This window comes from Cellulosimicrobium cellulans, assembly GCF_001722485.1.
Classification (GTDB): domain Bacteria; phylum Actinomycetota; class Actinomycetes; order Actinomycetales; family Cellulomonadaceae; genus Cellulosimicrobium; species Cellulosimicrobium cellulans_A.
This window is the reverse complement of record NZ_LWGL01000054.1, coordinates 1-18,936: the sequence shown is the minus strand read 5'-3', so window position 1 is coordinate 18,936 and position 18,936 is coordinate 1. Positions and strand designations below refer to the sequence as shown.

Below are 18,936 nucleotides of genomic sequence, written 5' to 3'. Positions count from 1 at the left end.
GACCGCAGGGCGGGCAGCCGTCGCGGCGCCGTCCCCGGGGCGAGGAGCAGCCGGCCCGCGACGTGCACGTCGAGGACGGCGTGCGCCTGCAGAAGGTCCTCGCGTCGGCGGGGCTCGGCTCGCGCCGCGCGTGCGAGGAGCTCATCGCCGCCGGGCGCGTCGAGGTCGACGGCGTGCGCGTGCGCGAGCTCGGCGTGCGGGTCGACCCGACGCGCGCGGTCGTCCACGTGGACGGCATGCGCCTGCAGCTCGACTCCTCGCGCGTCACGCTCGCGCTGAACAAGCCGCGCGGCGTCGTGTCGACGATGCACGACCCCGAGGGCCGGCCGTCGCTCGCCGAGCTCGTCGCCGACCGGTCCGAGCGCCTGTTCCACGTGGGCCGCCTCGACGCGGACAGCGAGGGCCTGCTCCTCCTGACGAACGACGGCGAGCTCGCGAACCACCTCGCGCACCCGTCGCACGAGGTGCCGAAGACGTACCTCGTCACCGTCCGCGGCCGGGTGCCGGGCAACGTCGCCAACCGGTTCCTGCACGGCATCGAGCTCGAGGACGGGATCGTGCGCGCGGACTCCTACCGGGTCGTCGACCAGGTGCCGGACATGGCGATGGTCGAGGTCGTGTTGCACTCGGGCCGCAACCGCGTCGTGCGCCGCATGTTTGAGGAGGTCGGGCACCCCGTGACGCGCCTCGTGCGCACGCGGATCGGCCCCGTCGCGCTCGGGGACCTGCGCCCCGGCACGACGCGCGTGCTCGGGCGCACCGAGCTCGGGAGCCTCATGTCCGCCGTCGGCCTCTGACCCACGGCACCACCGACGCCCCGGCCGGGAGGCCGGGCCGTCCCGCACGAAGGAGCACCACCCATGCCGGTCCGGGCGATCCGGGGCGCCACGCAGCTCGACGCCGACGAGCGCGACCACCTCTTCGCGCGCACGCGCGAGCTCGTGCAGGCCGTGCTCGACGCCAACGACGTCGACACCGCGGCCCTCATCTCGATCATCTTCACGTGCACGCCGGACCTCGTCGCCGACTTCCCGGCCGCCGCGGCGCGCGAGATGGGGCTCGGCGACGTGCCGCTCATGTGCGCGACGGAGATGGCGGTCCCGGGCGCCCTCCCGCGCGTCGTGCGCCTCATGGCGCACGCGGAGCTCGACGTCGCGCGCGCCGACGTGCAGCACGTCTACCTGCACGGCGCGACGGCGCTGCGCAAGGACCTCGCCCAGTGAGCGCCGGCGCGGCGGCGGGGCCGCTCACCGTCGCGATCGACGGCCCGTCGGGCTCGGGCAAGTCCAGCGTCTCCAAGGGCGTCGCGCGCCGGCTCGGCCTCGCGTACCTCGACACGGGCGCGATGTACCGGGCGGCCACCTGGTGGTGCCTGCGCCGCGGCGAGGACCTCACGGACCAGGCCGCGGTCGCGCGCGCCGTGCGCGTCATGCCGCTCGCCATGGGGCTCGACCCCGCCGCGCCGACCGTGCACGTCGACGGGCAGGACGTCGGCGAGGAGATCCGCACGACCGCGATCTCCACGGCCGTCAGCGCCGTCGCGACGAACCTCGCCGTGCGCGCCGAGCTGCGCCGCCTGCAGCGCGCGGTCGTCGAGGCCGAGCGCGCGCCGGGCGGGTTCTCCGGCGGCCGCGGTGTCGTCGCCGAGGGCCGGGACATCACGACCGTCGTGGCGCCCGACGCGGACGTGCGCGTCCTGCTCACCGCGAGCGAGGAGGCGCGGCTCGCGCGCCGCTCGCTCGACGTGCACGGCACCGCGGACGCGGCCGCCGTCGAGGCGACCAAGGACCAGGTGCTGCGGCGCGACCGCGACGACGCGACCGTCTCGCAGTTCCAGCAGGCGGCCGACGGCGTCGTGACCGTCGACTCCTCCGACCTCGACCTCGAGCAGACGGTCGACGCTGTCCTCGCCGTCGTCGCGCAGGTGACCGGGCGGGCGGTGGCCCCACGCCCCACGCCGTGAGCGCACCGCACGTGCCGTCGACCGCGGGACCGGCCTGGTCACGCTGGGTCGGCCGGTTCCTCGCCCGCGTCGTGTGGGACACGCAGGTCCTGGGTCGTGACAACGTGCCCGCCGACGGCCCTGTCGTGCTCGCCGCGAACCACACCGGGGTGGTCGACGGGCCGGTCGTGCTCGGCGTCGCGCCCCGTCCGCTGCACGTCCTCGTCAAGGAGGAGATGTTCACCGGTCCCGTCGGGTGGGTCCTGCGGGCCGCCGGGCAGATCCCCGTCGACCGCGGCGGCGGCCGGGGCGCGCTCGCCACGGCGCTCGCGGTCCTGCGCCGCGGCGGCGCGGTGGGCGTCTTCCCCGAGGGCAACCGCGGGCGCGGCGACGCGACCTCGGCGCGTGCCGGCGTGGCCTGGCTCGCGCTCAACTCCGGGGCCCGGGTCGTGCCCGTCGCGGTGCTCGGCACGCGGCGCACGGGCGAGGGCGTGAACCACGTGCCCGGGCCGCGACGGCGCCTCGTCGTGCGGTTCGGCGAGCCGGTCGTCGTCGAGCGGGCGCCCGGGACGAGCGGCAAGCGGGCGCTCGAGGACGCCAACGAGCGCATCCGCACGGCGCTCGCGACGCTCGTCGCGGACACGGTCGCGACCACCGGCGTCGCGCTCCCGCTGGACGCCCCGCGCCGCGACGACCTGCCGGCCGCGCAGGACCCGGGACGTCCTCCCGCGTGACGCCGGGACCGGGCAGGAGTAGGTTCCGGTAGCGCCGGGCCGTGGACGTCCCGGCACCGTGCCCCGCCGTGAGGCGGCACGGCCGGACGCGGAGGGACCTGCCATGCCCGACAAGCCGAGGACCGTCGACGAGTACGTGGCCGCGCTCGCCCCCGACGCGCGCGAGGTCGTCGCGCACCTGCGCCAGGTGATCCACGGGACCGTGCCCGGGCTCGGGGAGCGCATCAGCTACGGCATCCCCACGTTCACGCTCGACGACCACGACCTCGTGTACCTCGCGGGGTGGGCGCACCACGTCTCCCTCTACCCGGTGCCGGACGCGGACGAGGACGACGAGCTCGCGCGGCGGATCGCGCGCTACCGCGACGGCAAGGGGACGCTGCGCTTCTCGCTCGCCGAGCCGGTCCCGGACGACGTCGTGCGCGCCGTCGTGGCGCGGCTCGCGGCCGAGCGGCGCGGGCTCGTGCGCTGAGCGTTCGGCGCGGGCGCCGCGACCTGGGAGAATCGTCGGCATGACCACACCCGACCAGGCCCAGCCCGGCACCCCCGACGAGACCGACGCCGCCGGGTCGGCGACCGACCCGCAGGTGGCGGTCGCGGACTCCGCGGACGACCTCGCGGACTCCGCGGACGACGAGGCGCGCGAGCGGGCGCTGCGCGCGGGCCTGGCCGACTACGAGCTCGAGGAGACCGACCTCGCCCTGCTCGACGCGGACGACGAGGATCTCGACGGTGCCGAGGCGCCGGAGATCCTGCCCGTGCTAGCGGTCGTCGGGCGCCCGAACGTCGGCAAGTCCACGCTCGTCAACCGCATCCTCGGGCGGCGCGAGGCCGTCGTGGAGGACAAGCCGGGCGTCACGCGCGACCGCGTGAGCTACCCCGCGGAGTGGTCGGGCCGCCGGTTCACGCTCGTCGACACGGGCGGCTGGGAGGTCGACGTCGCCGGCATCGAGTCCAAGGTCGCCGAGCAGGCCGAGGTCGCGATCTCGCTCGCCGACGCCGTGCTGTTCGTCGTCGACGCGACGGTCGGCCCCACCGCGACCGACGAGCGCGTCGTGCGGCTCCTGCGCTCGTCCGGCAAGCCCGTGGTGCTGTGCGCGAACAAGGTCGACGGCCCGTCGGGCGAGGCGGACGCGGCGGCGCTGTGGAGCCTCGGCCTCGGCGAGCCGATGCCCGTCTCCGCCCTGCACGGGCGCGGCACGGGCGACCTGCTCGACGCCGCCATGGCGGCGCTGCCCACCGAGTCCGCGCACGGCGAGGCCCGGCCGACCGGCCCGCGCCGCGTCGCGCTCGTCGGGCGTCCCAACGTCGGCAAGTCGTCGCTGCTCAACAAGATCGCCGGGTCCGAGCGCGTGGTCGTCGACGAGCTCGCCGGCACGACGCGCGACCCGGTCGACGAGCTCGTCGAGATCAAGGGCGTGCCGTACGTGCTCGTCGACACCGCGGGCATCCGCCGCCGCGTGCACCAGACGAAGGGTGCGGACTTCTACGCGTCCCTGCGCACGCAGGCCGCGATCGAGAAGGCCGAGCTCGCGGTCGTGCTCGTCGACGCGTCCGTGCCGCTGACCGAGCAGGACACGCGCGTCATCTCCCAGGTCGTCGACGCCGGGCGCGCGCTCGTCATCGCCTACAACAAGTGGGACCTGATGGACGAGGACCGGCGCCCCTTCCTCGAGCGCGAGATCGAGAAGGACCTCGTGCAGGTGCAGTGGGCGCCGCGCGTCAACGTCTCGGCCCGCACGGGCTGGCACACCGACCGGCTCGTGCCCGCGATGGAGCGTGCGCTCGACTCGTGGGACACGCGCATCCCGACGGGGCGGCTCAACGCGTTCCTCGGCGAGCTCGTCGCGGCGCACCCGCACCCGCTGCGCGGCGGCAAGCAGCCGCGCATCCTCTTCGCGACGCAGGCGTCCACGCGCCCGCCGCGGTTCGTCATCTTCGCGACGGGCTTCCTCGAGGCCGGCTACCGCCGGTTCGTGGAGCGCCGCCTGCGCGAGACGTTCGGCTTCGAGGGCACGCCCATCGAGATCAGCGTGCGCGTCCGGGAGAAGCGCAAGCGGTGACGGGCGGCGCGGCGCGCGGCGTGACGTCGGGTCCGGGCGGTGAGTCCGGCGCGACGAGCCACCGCGCGCCCCGGCGCGGCGTCGCGGCCCGAGGTCGCGGACTGCGCCTCGGGGTCGTGCGCGACACCGCCGCGACGCGTCACCTCGTGACGTTCCTCGTCGTGACCGTCGCGACCGTTCTCCTCACGCGCTTCTACCTCGCCGCGTCCGGCTACCCGCAGATCGGCGGGGGAGACCTGCACGTCGCGCACGTGCTGTGGGGCGGGTTGGGCATGGCGCTCGGCGTCGTCGTGCTCCTGTCCTTCGTCGGGCCGGCGCTGCGCTCGCTCGGCGCGGTGCTCAGCGGCGTCGGCTTCGGGCTGTTCGTCGACGAGATCGGCAAGTTCGTCACGGCCGACAACGACTACTTCTACGAGCCGACGGCGGCGCTCATCTACGCGACCGTCGTGGTCCTCGTGCTCCTCGTCGAGGCGCTGCACGGGCGGCGCCGCCACCACGCCGCGGAGTACCTGGCCGTGGCGACGGACCGGGCGGTCGCCGGCGTGGCGGGCGGCTTCACCGACGAGGCGCGCGCGGAAGCACGGGAGCTCGTCGCGCTGGGTCGGGGCGAGCCCGCGGCCGCGGAGGTGGCGGCGCTCGTCGAGGCCGTGCCGCGCGACGACGTCGACGTGCCCGACCCGGTGCGCAGGCTCGTGCGCCGGGCGTCGGCGTGGTTCACCACGGCGCTGACGCGGCGGTGGGCCGCGGTCGTGGTCGTCGTCGCGGTGCTCGGCGTCGCCGCAGGGTCGGTCGCCGTCGCGGTGCGCGTCCTGACGCGGGACGTCGACGTACCCGCGTGGGTCGGGGTCGGGATGCTCGCCGGCGTCGCCGCGACCGTCGCGTGCGTCGTCGCCGGGGTCGTCGCCGGCCGCGGCGACCGCCGGGCGGGGGCGGTGTGGGTGCGGCGCGGCGTGCTCGTCTCGCTCCTGCTCACGCAGCTGCTCGTGTTCCGCGCGGTCCAGTGGGTCGGCGTCGCCGGTCTCGCGGTGGACCTCCTCGTGCTCGCCGCGCTCGGCGCGGCGCTCGGGCGCGACGACGAGCGTCGCCAGGCGCGCACCGTGCACCCGGCGGGCCGCCGGGTCCAGGGTTAGCCTGACCGACGAGGCCCCGCCGCCTCTCGCGTGCAGCAGCCCGCGCGTGCCCGCCGCACCGGCCGCCGGCCGGTCACCCCTCGGAGGCCGCCCGTGAGAGCCGTCACGAAAGTCGTCGCCCTGTCCGCCGCGGCCGCCGGCGCCGCCGCCTGGTGGTCCCGTCGGTCCGCCGCCCAGCACGATGACGCGCACGTGCTCGCCGTGACCGTGCACCGGTCCCACGACGAGCTGTCCGCCGACCTGGCGCGTCGTCGTCCCGCACCGCTCGCCGACCTCGGTGACGGCGTGCGGCTCGACACGGCGCCGGCGCCCAAGGACTTCGGCTCCGAGCTGCGCCTGCGCGTCGAGCCCGGTGCGGACGTGGACGTCCACGACGCCCGGCAGGCACTGCGGCTCACCAAGCAGCTCCTGGAGACCGGGACCGTCATGCCGCCCGACGAGCCGCTCGTGCGCCGCCGGACGCTCACGTCGCTGCCCCTGGAGGCGGCGATCCGCAAGGCCGGGACGGAGGGACGGCTGTGAGGGCGCTGCAGTGGATGGGCGTGAACGACCTCGCGGTCAACGACGTGCCCGACCCGGTCCTGCTCGACGACCGCGACGTGATCGTCAAGGTGCGGCGGACCGTCACGTGCGGCTCCGACCTGCACCTGCTCGGCGGCTACATCCCCTTCATGCGCTCCGGCGACGTCCTCGGCCACGAGTTCCTCGGCGAGGTCGTCGAGGCCGGGTCCGCGGTGACGAAGCACCGCGTCGGCGACCGCGTCGTCGTGTCGTCCTTCGTCGCGTGCGGGCAGTGCTGGTACTGCCGCCAGGAGCTGTACTCGCTGTGCGACAACGGCAACCGCAACCCCGCCGTCACCGAGCACCTGTGGGGCTTCGCGCCCGGCGGCTGCTACGGCTACTCCCACGCCATGGGCGGGTACGAGGGCTCGCACGCCGAGTACGTGCGCGTGCCGTTCGCCGACGTCGGCGCGTTCACCGTGCCCGACGACGTCGCGGACGAGCGGGCCGTCTTCGCGTCCGACGCCGCGTCGACCGGGTGGATGGGTGCCGACCTCGGCGGCGTGCAGCCCGGCGACGTCGTCGCGGTCTGGGGAGCGGGCGGCGTCGGGCAGATGGCCGCCCGCGCCGCGATGCTGCTCGGGGCCGAGCGGGTCTTCGTGATCGACCCGCTCGCCGAACGGCTGCGCATGACGCGCGAGTTCGTCGGCTGCGACACCCTCCAGGAGGGCACGGACGACGTCGGCGCCGCCCTGCTCGAGGCGACGGCCGGCCGGGGACCCGACGTGTGCATCGAGGCCGTCGGCATGGAGTCGGGCGGCGGGGCGCCCGTGGAGCAGGTGTACGACCGCGCCAAGCAGTACCTGCGGCTGCAGACGGAACGGCCCACCGCGCTGCGGCACGCGATCTACCACTGCCGCAAGGGCGGCACCGTGTTCGTGCTCGGGGTGTTCGCGGCGCTCGCGGACAAGTTCCCGCTCGGCGCGGTGATGAACAAGGGCCTGACGCTGCGCGGCGCGCAGATGCACGGGCAGCGGTACATCCCGATGCTGCTCGAGCGCATGGCACGCGGCGAGCTCGTCACGGAGCACCTCGCGACGCACGTCATGCCGCTCGAGGAGGGCCCGCGCGGCTACGACCTGTTCAAGTCCAAGGAGGACGGCTGCATGCGGTCGGTGTTCCTGCCGCACGGCTGACCCGTCCCCGAGTCGGCCGAACCGGAAGCGACCGAACCCGGGGTCGCTCGGCGTCCCGGAACGGGAACGGCGCACGACCCCGGGTTCGGCACCGGGGCTGGACGGGTCAGCGCATCGACGTGACGGGGAAGCCGTCCATGTCGTCGAACGACTGGTTCTCGCCGGCCATGGCCCACACGAACGAGTACGCCGCGGTCCCGACGCCCGAGTGCACCGACCAGCTCGGGGAGATGACGGCCTCGCGGTCGCCGACCACGAGGTGGCGCGTCTCCGTGGGCTGCCCGCACAGGTGGATGACGCGCGCGTCGGCCGGCACGTCGAAGTACAGGTAGCACTCCGTGCGGCGGTCGTGCGTGTGCGCCGGCATGGTGTTCCACATGCTGCCCTCGTGCAGCGACGTGACGCCCATGACGATCTGGCAGGACTTCACGCCGTTCTCGTGGATGTACTGGTTGAGCGAGCGGCGGTTGGACGTCACCTGGTCGCCGAGCTCGCGGACCGTGCCCTGTCCCGGCAGCGTGAGCACCGTCGGGTAGGCGGTGTGCGCGGGCGCGGAGAACAGGTAGAACGCCGCGGGACCCTCCTCGCCGGAGCCGGCGTTGGCGAACACGACCTCGCGCACGCCCCGGCCCACGTACAGGCACGCGCCCTTGGGCAGCTCGTGCACCTCGCCGTCGGTCGTCACGGTGCCCGTGCCGCCGACGTTGACGATGCCGACCTCGCGGTGCTCGAGGAAGTACTCGCTGCGGATCTCGTCGTAGGTCGGCAGCGGCAGCGGCGCGTCGCCGGGGACGGCCCCGCCGAGCACGACACGGTCGTGGTGGGTGTAGGTGACGTTCACCTCGCCCGGCACGAACAGGTCCTGGACGAGGAAGCGGCTGCGCAGCTCCTCGGTCGTCGCTCCGGTGATCTGCTCGGGGCTGGTGGCGTAACGCTGTTCCACGGTTCTGCTCTCCTGGTGGTGCGGGGTCAGGTGCTTCGGTCGGGTCGTGAGGTCGGTCGGCTCAGCGCACGAGCCAGCCGCCGTCCACGGGCAGGATCACGCCGTGGACGTACCGGGCGGCGTCGGACGCGAGGAAGACGAGCGCGCCCGCGAGGTCGTCCGGGGTGCCCCACCGGGCGGCGGGGATGCGCTCGGCGATGGAGCGCTCGCGCGCCTCGTCGGCGCGGATGGGCGCGGTGTTGTCGGTCGCCATGTAGCCCGGGGCGATCGCGTTGACGTTGACGCCGCGCGCGGCCCACTCGTTGGCGAGCGCCTTCGTCAGGCCCGCGACGGCGTGCTTGGAGGCCGCGTACCCGGGGACGAGGATCCCGCCCTGGAACGACAGCATCGACGCGATGTTGACGATCTTGCCGCCGCCGCGCTCGAGCATGCGCCGGCCCACCGCCTGCGAGAGGTGGAACACCGCGTCGAGGTTCACGGCGAGGACCGCGTCCCAGTCCTCGACCGGGTGCTCGGCGGCCGGCGCGCGGCGGATCGTGCCCGCGTTGTTGACGAGCACGTCGACGGCGCCGAGCGCCTCCTCGACCTCGGCGACGGCACCGTGGAGCTCGTCGGGCTTCGCCGTCGTCAGGTCGCGCTGGACGGCGTGCACGCGCCGGCCGAGCGCCTCGACCTTCGCGATGGTCTCGGTCGGGACGCTGCGGTCGAGCAGCGCGACGTCGGCGCCGGCCTCGGCGAGCGCGACGGCGGCGCCCTGCCCGAGGCCGCGGCTCGTGCCCGTGACGAGCGCGACCTTCCCGTCGAGACGGAACTGGTCGAGGATCATGCGTTCGCTCCTTCGTTCGGTGCGGTGGCGTCTGCGGTGCCGGCGAAGCGCGTCGTCAGCTCGCCCAGGCCCGCGACGCGGATCGTCACGGCGTCACCGTGCGCCAGGGGTCGGTGGGCGGCGAGGGCGTCGGGCAGCTTCTGCGGCGTCCCGGTCGAGATGACGTCGCCGGGCTCGAGGGTCATGACCTGGCTGAGGTAGCTGACGAGGTGCGGCAGCCGGAAGACCATCGTCGCGGTGCTCTGCGACACGGTGACGACGCCGTCGCGCACGACCTCGACGGTCAGGTCGTGGAAGTCCGCCACGTCGTCCGCCGTGACGACGGCCGGCCCGAGCTGGCCGAACCCGTCGAAGCACTTGCCCATGGCCCACTGGCTCTGCCGGCGCTGCCACGACCGGTCGGAGACGTCGTCGAAGAGCGTGTACCCGGCGACGTGGTCCATGGCGTCCTCGACGCTCACGGCGTGCGCGCGGCGCCCGACGACGACGGCGATCTCGCCCTCGTAGTCGACGTCGTCCGCGACGGCGGGCAGAGCGACGACGTCGTCCGGCCCGCTCAGGGTGTTCGGCGTCTTCACGAACACGTCCGGGAACTGCGGGTCGTTCGTCGTCGGGTCCTCGCCGTCCGGGACGTGCCCGCGGTAGTTGTACCCGAGGCACAGGATCTTGCCGGGACGGACCGGGGGAGCGAGCCGCACCTCGGCGGCGTGCGGCAGCCCGGCGAGCGCCGCGGCGTCCGCAGATGCCTGCTCGACGGCGTCGCGCGCGGTGGCGGCGAGCGCCGGGTCGGCGAGCACGTCGGTGACCGTGATCCCCTCCCCGAGGACCGGGGCCAGGTCGAGCAGGCGGTCGCCCGCGGCGTCGGCGACGAGCGCGCCGGGGCGCTCGGCACCCGGCCCGTCGCCGGCCGCGGCCGGCGACGGGCCGGGGACGTGGGAGACGAGCCTCACCAGTACTTCACCCAGCCCGGGAGGGTGTGGCGCACGAGCGCCTCGAGGTAGAAGTAGTCCCCCCACAGGCTGCCCTCGTCGACGCCGACGTTCTTCGGCGCGTCGTAGACGGAGTGCAGGAGCAGCGCGTCCGACTCCATGCCCTCCGCCTCGGGCGTGTACCCGGCGACGAGCGCGCGCAGCATGTCGAGCGACGCCGCCGCGTAGCGCTCGCGGCGCTCCGGGTCCGTCTCGACCGCGGCGAGCTCGTGCAGCCCGCACGCGGCGATCGCGGCCGACGAGCTGTCGCGCGGGGCGTCGCTGCCGTCGGTGTAGACGAGGTCCCAGTAGGGGACGCCGTCCGAGGGCAGGTGGGCGAGGAAGTAGTCGGCGCAGCGGCGCGACGCGTCGAGCAGCGCCGGGTTCCCGGTCACCTGGTGGTTCATCGCGAAGCCGTAGATGCCCCACGCCTGGCCGCGGGCCCAGCACGAGTCGTCGCCCGCGCCCTGCTCGGTGCCGCCGCGCAGCGGCTCGCCCGTGACCGGGTCCCAGTAGAACGTGTGGAACGTCGTGTCGTCGTCGCGCACGATGTGCGTCGCGAGCTGCGTCGTGTGCCGGCGCACGGCGTCGGGGAAGCGCTCCTCGCCGGTCTGCTCGCCCGCCCACGTGAGCAGGGGCATGTTCATGAGGCTGTCGACGATCGTCCGGCCGCGCTGCGCCGGGTCGGACAGATCGCCCCAGGCCTGGAGGATGCCGGCCGGCTCGAGGAACCGCACCATGAGGTGGTCGGCCGCCGAGAGGGCCGCGCGCCGCGCGGTCTCGTCGCCGAGCAGACGCCACGGGGCGACGCAGGACAGCGTGTAGAGGAAGCCGAGGTCGTGAGTCTGCAGGTCCTCGCCCTGGTCCACCCGGCGGGCGAAGTCCGCGACGTGCCGCTCGCCGGCGGCGCGGAACGCCACGTCGCCCGTCAGCTCGAACGCGAGCCACTGCATGCCCGGCCAGAAGCTCGTCGTCCAGCCCCGGTTGGCGCCCTCGGCGAACTCGGGGGTCGCGGGGCGCGGCGGGTAGAGACCGTCGCGCGTCGTGTCGTCGGGGTAGCGGTCGCCGAACGCGGCGATGTTGCGACGAACAGTCGCGAGCGCGGCGTCGACGGCGGGTGCGAGCTCGGTGGCGAGCCCGGTGGCGAGCGTCATCGGAGAACTTCCTTCTGCTCCGGCGCGCGCGGGCGCCGGACGGTCGGTGGACGGGCCGTGGTGGACGGCGCGCCGGTGGACGAGTGGTCGGACGGGTCAGCGGGGCGCGTCGGCGCGTGCGGGGACGGTGCCGAGCGCGGAGTGCAGCGCGAAGCGTGCGCCGCCCCACGCCGCGAAGAGCAGCGGTGCGAGGCCGAGGCCGAGCCCGACGGCGGGCTTCGCCGCGACGAGCGACGCGAGCAGCCCGAGGACGAGCAGGGCCGGCACCGTGAGGTACCAGCGCCGCACCGCGGCGAAGAGGGACGCCTTGAGGAGGTCGCGCAGGCGTGCCGCCGGGTGGTCCGGGAGGGCCGCTGCCGCCACGAGGGCGGTCAGGGCGGTGAGCACGAGCAGGGTGGCGAACACGGGGATCGCCACCGCGCCGATCGCGTGGCCCCAGACGGCCCGGACGTCGACGGCGAGCACCACGGCGAGCGCCGTGGTGAGGGCGCCGAGCGTCGCCGCCCGGCGCCACTGCGCCCGGTAGGTGCGCCACCAGGTGCGCACGACCTGCGTCGAGGCGTCGGCGCTCACCGCGCCGAACACCCCGAACGCGGCGACGACGGCGGGCGCGCACAGCGGGGCGACCAGGGCGAGGGCCGGCCACGACGCCGCGGGGTCCGTCGTCACGAGCAGCACGACGAACGGCAGGCACCCGAGGACGAGGAGCAGGTTCGTCACGAGGCCGGCGTAGACGGTGGCGAACACCAGCTCGTACGTCTCCTGCGAGACGAGCCGTCGGCGCGGGGACGCGCCGCTGCGGGTCACGGCCGGGTGGATCGAGGTGGTCACGGGGTCACCCCTTGAGCCCGGTCGACGCGACGCCCTCGACGAAGTACCGCTGGCCGAGGAGGAAGATGATCGCGATCGGCAGGACCGACAGCACGGACCCGGTCATGATGAGCGCGTGCTCGGCGTTGTACTGGCCGATGAACGACTTGAGGCCGAGCTGGATGGTGCGCAGCTCGGGGCTGCGGAGGTAGATGAGCGGGCCGAGGTAGTCGTTCCAGGTGTTGACGAACGTCAGCAGCGTGAGGCTCGCGATCGCCGGGACCGAGAGCGGCATCATGATGCGCCGCCAGATCCCGTACTCGCTAAGGCCGTCGAGGCGCGCCGCCTCGCTGAGCTCCTCGGGGATGGTCTCGAAGTACTGCTTCATGAGGAACACGCCGAAGGCACCGAACGCCTGGAGCGCGATGATCGACCACAGCGTGTTCGACAGCCCGGCCTCGGACAGCATGATGAACTGCGGGATCATGTACGACTGCCACGGCACGGCGATGGTGCCGATGTAGAGCAGGAAGAGCACGTCGCGGCCACGGAAGCGCATCTTCGAGAAGCCGTAGGCGGCGAAGCTGCCCGTGAGAACCTGCAGGACGGTGACCGTGACCGACAGGATGAGCGTGTTCTTCAGCCACGACGTCATGTCGGACTTCGCCCAGATGTCGAGGTAGTTCTGCCACACGACCGGGTCCGGCACCCACTGGATGGGCACGGTGAAGACCTGGTTGTTGTTCTTCAGCGACGAGATGACCATCCAGAAGAACGGCAGGAGGATCGCGGCGGCGGCGACGGCCATCGCGACGTAACCGGCGACGCGGCCCGCGCCGGAGGACACGCGGCCGCGGCGCTGGCGCGGCTCGGGCGTGATCGCGACGGGCGCGGCGGCAGGGGTGGGGGTGTCGAGCGTGGCCATCACGCCTCCCTCCTCTTGTTCACGAGGAACTGGACGACGGTCACCGAGATGCAGATGAAGAACAGCACGACGGCGACGGACGACGCGTAGCCGAATTGGTTCTCGACGAAGCCCTTCTGCCAGATGTACTGGCTGAGGACGAGGGTCGACTGCCCGGGGCCGCCGTTGGTCATGACCAGGATCAGGTCGAAGATCTTGAAGCTGCCGATGGTGAGCATCACCGTGACGAAGAACATCGTCGGGCGCAGGCCGGGCAGCGTGACGTTCCAGAACCGCTGCCACGCGTTGGCGCCGTCCATGCGCGCCGCCTCGTAGAGCTGCGCGGGCACGGTCTGCAGGCCGGCGAGGAGCAGGAGCATGTAGTAGCCCATCTCGCGCCAGACGCTCACGAGGATGACGGCGGGCATCGCCCACGCGCTCGAGGTGGTCCACCCGGGAGGGTTGTCCACCCCGACGGCGCGCAGGAGCTGGTTGATCGGGCCGAACTCCGGGCTGAAGAGCATGTTCCACACGACGGCGATCGCGACGATCGACGTGATGTAGGGGAAGAACGCGACGGTGCGGAAGAACGCCACGCCGCGCAGCTTGCGGTTGAGCAGGAGCGCGAGGCCGAGCGACGCCGCGAGCGTCAGCGGGATGTGGATCGCCGCGTAGTACAGCGTGTTGAGCAGCGCGGTGCGGAAGCTCGCGTCGGCGAAGAGCCGCTCGAAGTTGTCGAGGCCGATCCACTGCGCGACGCCGAAGACGTTCCAGTTCGTGAACGAGATGTAGAAGAGCGTGATCACCGGGATGAGGGTGAGCAGCGCGAAGCCGAGGAAGTTCGGGAGGATGAAGCTCCACCCGATCAGGGTGTTGCGCAGCCTGAGGCGGCTGCCGGCGCGGCGGCGGCCGGTCGGCGGCCGGGTGGGCGCGTCCGGCCCGTCCGTCCGAGGCTGCGACCGCTCGTCGGCGGCGATGGTCGACATCGTGGGGACTCCTGTGTCTGGAAGGTCGTGAGGTGCCGTGCGACCCGGGGCGCCGCGTCGTAGCGGTCGCGGCGCCCCGGGGCGTGGTGCGCGGCGGGAGGACCCGCGAGGGTCAGCCGATGCCGGCCTCGGAGGAGGCGCGGGACTCCGCCTCGGAGATCGCGTCGGCGATCGGCGTGGACTCGGACATCACGGCCGTGTGCAGGTCGTTGAGGATGTTCTGCACCGCCGCCGTGCTCGGGGCGACCGGGTTCTCCGGCTTGGTGTCGTGCGTGGCGAACGCGAAGCGCGACAGGTCGTCGGTCGGCACGCCCTCGAGCGAGAAGAAGGTCTCGACGACCGAGTCGGAGAACAGCGCCGGCGTGATGCCGATCTCGGCGAGCGCCTCGGCGCCGCCCTCGCCCGCGGCGAACGCGAGGAAGTCCTTGGCAGCCTGGACCTTGCTCTCGTCGATGGCCGGGTTGATGCCCAGGCCCGTCGGGTCGCCGAACGTCACCGGCGTCGAGTCCGTGCCCGTGGTCGACTCGTCGGCCTGCGGGATCGGGGCCATGCCCCACGCGAACTGGTCGGCGGAGCCGCTCTCCTGCTCGGAGATGAGCGTCGCGGCGTACCACGTGCCCATCGGCATCATCGCGGCCTGCTGCGTGCCGAACTGCGCCTGGTAGGTGAGGGAGTTCGTCGTCACGGTGCCGTAGCTCGGCTGCGCGCCGGACGACTGGAGGTCGAGCGCCCGCTCGTAGAACGGCTCGAGGAACGAGTAGTCGCCGCTGTCGAGCGCCGCGTCCTCGCTCTGCGCGAGCGCGAAGCCCTGCACGGTCGACTGCCACGAGTGCTGGTAGGTCCCGGTCGCCGTGGACCCGGAGCCCTGGAACGCGGTCGTCAGGTCCTTCGCGGCCTGGGTGTAGTCGTCCCACGTCCACGAGCCGTCGGGCTGCGCGACGCCGGCCTGGTCGAACAGCTCCTGGTTGTAGTACAGGACCCACGAGTCCTGGCGGTAGGGCACCGCGTAGTGCGCGCCTTCCGCCTCGTACGCGTCCAGGCCGCCCGTCTCGGGGTCGAGCTCCGAGGCGACGTCGGAGACGTCGAGGAGCTGCTGGCCCGACTGGTACGTGTAGAAGTTCTTGAGGTTCTTCAGCACGTAGATGTCGGGCGCGGTGCCGGCCGCGAGGTCCGCGGTCATCTGCGTGTCGTAGTCGTTGCCTGCCGCGTACTCCTGGACCTCGACCGTGACGTCGGGGTTCTCCTCGTGGAACGCGTCGGCGAGGGTCTGGAACTCCGGGGTGGAGGACAGGCTCCAGCCGGCGAGCGTCAGGGTGACGGGGCCCTCGGCGGGCGCGGCGTCGCCGGACTCGCCTCCGCCACCGCAGGCCGTCAGCGTGAGTGCGACGACGGCGGCGGTGCCGATCGCGATCGGGGTCGTGCGCTTCATTCCTTGCTCTCCTTCGAGTTCGGCGGCCCGTCGTCGGGCCTGTCCGCTCGCCCGGGGCGGGTCCGGGCTCGTGGGTGGGTCAGGGCAGGTCGGTGAGCGTGCGCTCCCCGTCCGGCCACTGCACGGCGGCAGAGCGTCCTGCCCCCGTGAGCTGGATCTCCGGCGCCGCGGGGCGCGGCGCCGGGGTGTCGGTGTCGCCGGGCGCGGGCCGGGCGAGGGTGAGGAGCACCGCGCGCCACGTCCCGGTCTCTGCCGGGAGGTCGACGACGTCGACGCTCGACCGGTCGCCCAGGGGCGACGCGTCGTCGCGGTGCTCGGTGGCGACGACGCCGTCCTCGCCGAGCGGGACGGCGCCCGCGACGAGCCCGTCGCCGTCGACGACGGGCCAGCCGCCGACGCGCAGGCGGACGGCGTCCGCCTCGACGCCGTCGGCGAGCTCGTCGACGCGCACGAGGCGGACCTCCCACGGGCCGCGCACGAGCGAGACCGTCGTGAGGGTCCCGGCGTCGGTCAGCGTGCCGGGCAGGCCGGAGCCGTGGTCGCGGCCGCCGAGCTCGGGCTCGAGCCAGCGCACGCGGGCGACCGATGCGGCGACGCCCACCGGGACCTCGCCGGGGGACTGCGCGACGCGGGCGCCGAGCGCGCGCCACCCTGCGCGGTGGGTCGCGCGACCCGCGGCGTCGACGAGCGCGACCGTCTGCTCGACGGGCGAGACCCGGCTCGCGACGTCGGACCACGGTGCGGTGGCGGTCGAGTAGCCCAGGCGCGCGTACAGCGGGGCGTCGCCGACGCGGTCGCCTTCGTGGGCGTGGTCGGTGCCGTGGTTGACGACGCGCACGACGCCGTCGGCCCGCGTGCCGCTCACGACCCAGCCGGGGGCCCGCACGGCGCGCAGGACGTCGCCGCGCTCGACCGGGAGCGGCTCCTCCGTGGCGCTCCACGCGGGGTGGTCGGCCGGCAGCGCGAGGCCGATGAGGCCCTTGCTCGCCCAGTAGGGCGAGCCCGGCCCGGTGTAGGCCTGGGCGATCGGCAGCCACTCGTGGTGCCAGCCCTGGGTGAGCAGGCCGCGCGCGTCCGGCGCGCCGTGGTCGGCGAAGTGCTTGACGATCCCAGACGCGGCCCGGCGGAGCGCGCCGGGGGAGTGCGACGGCACCTCGGCCATGGCGCCGACCCAGAACGGGGCGGACGCGGCGAAGCGGTAGGTGAGCGAGCGGCCCTGCAGCAGGGGCGAGCCGTCGCCGCCGACGAGCGCGAGCGCGTCGTCGACGAAGCGGTCGAGCAGGCGCACGTCGCGCTCGCGGCGCGGGACAGCGAGGTCCTCGGCGCCGCGCATGCGCGCCCAGAGCGTGGGGTACAGGTGCAGGGCCCAGCCGGCGTAGTGGTCGTAGGAGCGCTCGTCGCCGTCGGCGAGCCAGCCGTCCTCGCGCTCGAACGAGTCGTGCGTCGCGAGGTCCTCGGCCATCTCGTCGAGGGAGTGCGGGCCGCCGACGGAGCGCAGGAACGTCTGGACGACGAGCCGGAACCAGACCCAGTTGATGCGCGGGTAGGTGTCGTCCCCGACCGCCTCGGCGAGGTAGTCGACGAGCTGCTCCTGGACCAGGGGCGTGAGCCGGTCCCAGATCCACGGGCGCGTGAGGTCGAGCACGAGCGCGAGCGACGCGGCCTCGACCTTCGCCTGCGCGTGCTCGGACATCCGCAGCCAGCGGTCGGGCGCGTGCGGGTCGGAGCCGGCGGCGAGGCCGTCCGCGTACCACTGCGCGTAGCCGTGCGGGTCCTCGCCGCGCTCGCCCGCGAGGCGGAAGCCGGCGAGCAGGAACGTGCGGGCGAATCCCTCGAGGCCGTCGACGGCGCGGCCGTAGCCGCCCTCGGGGCCGGGGAGCGTGATCCGCGCGTGCCCGGTGGAGGCGTAGGGTCGCACCGCGGCGAGGAGGGCGTCGCCGAGGGCGACCCACCGCGCACGGTCCCACCCGGTCAGCGGGCTCGTGGCGAGCGCCGCGGTCGGCTGCGACCTGGTGCCCTCGAGCGTCATTGCGTCCTCCGTCGTGCTGTGCGGCGCTCCCGCGCGCCGCCCCTGTGCTGCTGCGTTGCTGCTGATGAGGTGCTCGTGACCACCGTCACCATGACGGAACGCTCACCGAACAGTTCCGCAGTCAACCGTTCAGAAACAGACGCTGTCAAGCGCGACACTCTTCTGTTATGATCGGTTGTGATCGATTCTTCGCCCGATCACGCCACCGGTGACGACGCCGGGCCCATACCTCGACGGAGAGAGATGCCCACGACCCTCGCCGGCTTCGCCGGCCCGCTCGCCGCGGCCTTCGACGCGCGGCTCGCCGCTGCGCCCGACCGCCGCGCCGCGATCGCGTCCCTGCTCGTCGACCCGGACCGCGCGCTGCCCGTCGCGCCCGCGACCGACCGCGCCGTCTGGTCCACGACCGGCTCCGTCGACCGCGCGACCGTCGTGGACGTGCTCGAGCGCGCCACCGTCGACCGCGGGACCGCGTGGCCGCTGCCGCTGGCGAGCACCGCCGCGCGCCTGCACCGCGACGGCAACCGCACCGAGCACGAGGCGCTGGTGTTCACCCGCCAGCACCGGCTCTCGTGCGCCGTGGTCGCGGCCGCCGTCACGCTCGAGGACGCGTGGGTCGACGAGGTCGCGGACGGCGTGTGGGCGCTGTGCGAGCAGAGCACCTGGTGCTGGCCCGCGCACGACGACGCGCGCGCGGAACGCGGCTGGGCGCTCCCGGACGTCGGCCGACCGTTCCTCGACCTCGGCGCCGGCGAGGTGGTCGGCCAGCTCGCGTGGACGGACCACGTGCTCGGCGACGTGCTCGACGCGCGCTACCCCGGGCTGCGCGAGCGCGTGCGGGCGGAGGCGCGCGCGAGAGTCGTGGACCCGTTCGTCGAGCGACGTGACTGGCACTGGCTGGGCCTCGACGGCGACGTGCACAACTGGAGCCCGTGGATCCACGGGAACGTGCTCGCCGCGGCGCTGCGCCTGCTCGACGACCCGGCCGACGCGGCGCTGCGCGCGCACGTCGTGGACCTCGTGGTCGAGGGCCTGGACCGGTACGTCGCCGTGCTGCCGGACGACGGCGCGATCGACGAGGGCTACGAGTACTGGTGGAACGGCGCGTGCCGCGCCATCGAGGCCCTCGACCTGCTCGCGCACGCCACGGGCGGCGCGCTCGACGCGCTCGACCCGGCGGACCCCGTCCCCGCGCTGCGGGCGACGGTGGCGTTCCCGCACCGCATGCACCTGGGCGGCGACTGGTACCTCGACCTCGCCGACGGGCGCGCGCGGCCGCCGGCGGCACAGCCGTGGCACGCGCTGCACCGCGCGGCCCGCC

18 protein-coding genes and 1 pseudogene are annotated in these 18,936 nt (G+C 74.2%); 10 read left to right on the top strand and 9 right to left on the bottom strand.

Going from position 1 to position 18,936, the window contains the following annotated elements; all coding sequences use genetic code 11:
* The 9 genes from JZ5iCDA_RS08280 to JZ5iCDA_RS08240 form a co-directional block, all read left to right on the top strand.
* A partial coding sequence (locus JZ5iCDA_RS08280; protein WP_366246660.1) for a pseudouridine synthase occupies positions 1 to 797 on the top strand: 797 nt, incomplete at its 5' end.
* 63 nt (positions 798 to 860) lie between these two features.
* Positions 861 to 1,223 carry a chorismate mutase gene (gene aroH / locus JZ5iCDA_RS08275; RefSeq protein WP_069386741.1) on the top strand — a complete coding sequence of 121 codons (363 nt, stop codon included), beginning with the start codon at positions 861 to 863 and terminating at the stop codon, positions 1,221 to 1,223.
* Complete coding sequence (gene cmk, locus JZ5iCDA_RS08270) at positions 1,220 to 1,963, top strand: (d)CMP kinase (RefSeq protein WP_069386740.1); 744 nt, start codon at positions 1,220 to 1,222, stop codon at positions 1,961 to 1,963. Before aroH ends, cmk begins: the two co-directional genes overlap by 4 nt.
* A complete protein-coding gene (locus JZ5iCDA_RS08265; RefSeq protein WP_069386739.1) occupies positions 1,960 to 2,676 on the top strand; it encodes a lysophospholipid acyltransferase family protein in 717 nt (238 codons plus the stop codon). The genes cmk and JZ5iCDA_RS08265 overlap by 4 nt, the downstream gene beginning before the upstream one ends.
* Positions 2,677 to 2,779: 103 nt before the next feature.
* Positions 2,780 to 3,148, top strand: a complete 369-nt coding sequence (locus JZ5iCDA_RS08260) for an iron chaperone (protein WP_069386738.1) — start codon at positions 2,780 to 2,782, stop codon at positions 3,146 to 3,148.
* A gap of 40 nt (positions 3,149 to 3,188) precedes the next feature.
* Positions 3,189 to 4,739: a ribosome biogenesis GTPase Der gene (der, locus tag JZ5iCDA_RS08255; RefSeq protein ID WP_083259806.1), complete on the top strand. Its 1,551-nt coding sequence runs from the start codon at positions 3,189 to 3,191 to the stop codon at positions 4,737 to 4,739.
* Positions 4,736 to 5,869 (top strand): hypothetical protein, encoded by a 1,134-nt coding sequence (locus JZ5iCDA_RS18795; RefSeq protein ID WP_083259805.1) that lies wholly within the window; start codon positions 4,736 to 4,738, stop codon positions 5,867 to 5,869. The genes der and JZ5iCDA_RS18795 overlap by 4 nt, the downstream gene beginning before the upstream one ends.
* A gap of 93 nt (positions 5,870 to 5,962) precedes the next feature.
* Positions 5,963 to 6,391, top strand: a complete 429-nt coding sequence (locus JZ5iCDA_RS08245) for a hypothetical protein (protein ID WP_069386737.1) — start codon at positions 5,963 to 5,965, stop codon at positions 6,389 to 6,391.
* A complete protein-coding gene (locus JZ5iCDA_RS08240) occupies positions 6,388 to 7,566 on the top strand; it encodes a zinc-dependent alcohol dehydrogenase (protein WP_069386736.1) in 1,179 nt (392 codons plus the stop codon). Before JZ5iCDA_RS08245 ends, JZ5iCDA_RS08240 begins: the two co-directional genes overlap by 4 nt.
* Positions 7,567 to 7,672: 106 nt before the next feature.
* On the opposite strand, the gene kduI is transcribed toward JZ5iCDA_RS08240, so the two are convergent.
* From kduI to JZ5iCDA_RS08195, 9 genes are all read right to left on the bottom strand, one after another.
* Entirely contained in the window at positions 7,673 to 8,509 is an 837-nt protein-coding gene (gene kduI / locus JZ5iCDA_RS08235) for a 5-dehydro-4-deoxy-D-glucuronate isomerase (protein ID WP_069386735.1), read from the bottom strand.
* Between the two features lie 61 nt (positions 8,510 to 8,570).
* Positions 8,571 to 9,335, bottom strand: coding sequence for a 2-dehydro-3-deoxy-D-gluconate 5-dehydrogenase KduD (gene kduD, locus JZ5iCDA_RS08230; RefSeq protein WP_216093419.1), 765 nt, complete (start codon positions 9,333 to 9,335; stop codon positions 8,571 to 8,573).
* Entirely contained in the window at positions 9,332 to 10,285 is a 954-nt protein-coding gene (locus tag JZ5iCDA_RS08225; protein ID WP_069386734.1) for a fumarylacetoacetate hydrolase family protein, read from the bottom strand. The genes kduD and JZ5iCDA_RS08225 overlap by 4 nt, the downstream gene beginning before the upstream one ends.
* The gene (locus tag JZ5iCDA_RS08220; protein WP_069386733.1) at positions 10,282 to 11,457 is read right to left on the bottom strand and encodes a glycoside hydrolase family 88 protein; all 1,176 of its coding nucleotides are present in this window, start codon (positions 11,455 to 11,457) and stop codon (positions 10,282 to 10,284) included. The genes JZ5iCDA_RS08225 and JZ5iCDA_RS08220 overlap by 4 nt, the downstream gene beginning before the upstream one ends.
* A 96-nt stretch (positions 11,458 to 11,553) precedes the next feature.
* Positions 11,554 to 12,288 (bottom strand): DUF624 domain-containing protein, encoded by a 735-nt coding sequence (locus JZ5iCDA_RS08215; protein WP_083259804.1) that lies wholly within the window; start codon positions 12,286 to 12,288, stop codon positions 11,554 to 11,556.
* 4 nt (positions 12,289 to 12,292) lie between these two features.
* A complete protein-coding gene (locus JZ5iCDA_RS08210; RefSeq protein ID WP_083259803.1) occupies positions 12,293 to 13,192 on the bottom strand; it encodes a carbohydrate ABC transporter permease in 900 nt (299 codons plus the stop codon).
* Complete coding sequence (locus JZ5iCDA_RS08205) at positions 13,192 to 14,157, bottom strand: carbohydrate ABC transporter permease (protein WP_069386732.1); 966 nt, start codon at positions 14,155 to 14,157, stop codon at positions 13,192 to 13,194. The genes JZ5iCDA_RS08210 and JZ5iCDA_RS08205 overlap by 1 nt, the downstream gene beginning before the upstream one ends.
* A 112-nt stretch (positions 14,158 to 14,269) precedes the next feature.
* On the bottom strand, positions 14,270 to 15,586 hold the full coding sequence (locus JZ5iCDA_RS08200; RefSeq protein ID WP_069386731.1) for an ABC transporter substrate-binding protein: 1,317 nt from the start codon (positions 15,584 to 15,586) through the stop codon (positions 14,270 to 14,272).
* 79 nt (positions 15,587 to 15,665) lie between these two features.
* Entirely contained in the window at positions 15,666 to 17,615 is a 1,950-nt protein-coding gene (locus JZ5iCDA_RS08195) for a DUF2264 domain-containing protein (RefSeq protein WP_069386730.1), read from the bottom strand.
* Between the two features lie 243 nt (positions 17,616 to 17,858).
* Here JZ5iCDA_RS08195 and JZ5iCDA_RS08190 point away from each other — a divergent pair.
* Positions 17,859 to 18,936 (top strand): annotated as a pseudogene (locus JZ5iCDA_RS08190) (heparinase II/III domain-containing protein); the annotation flags it as partial.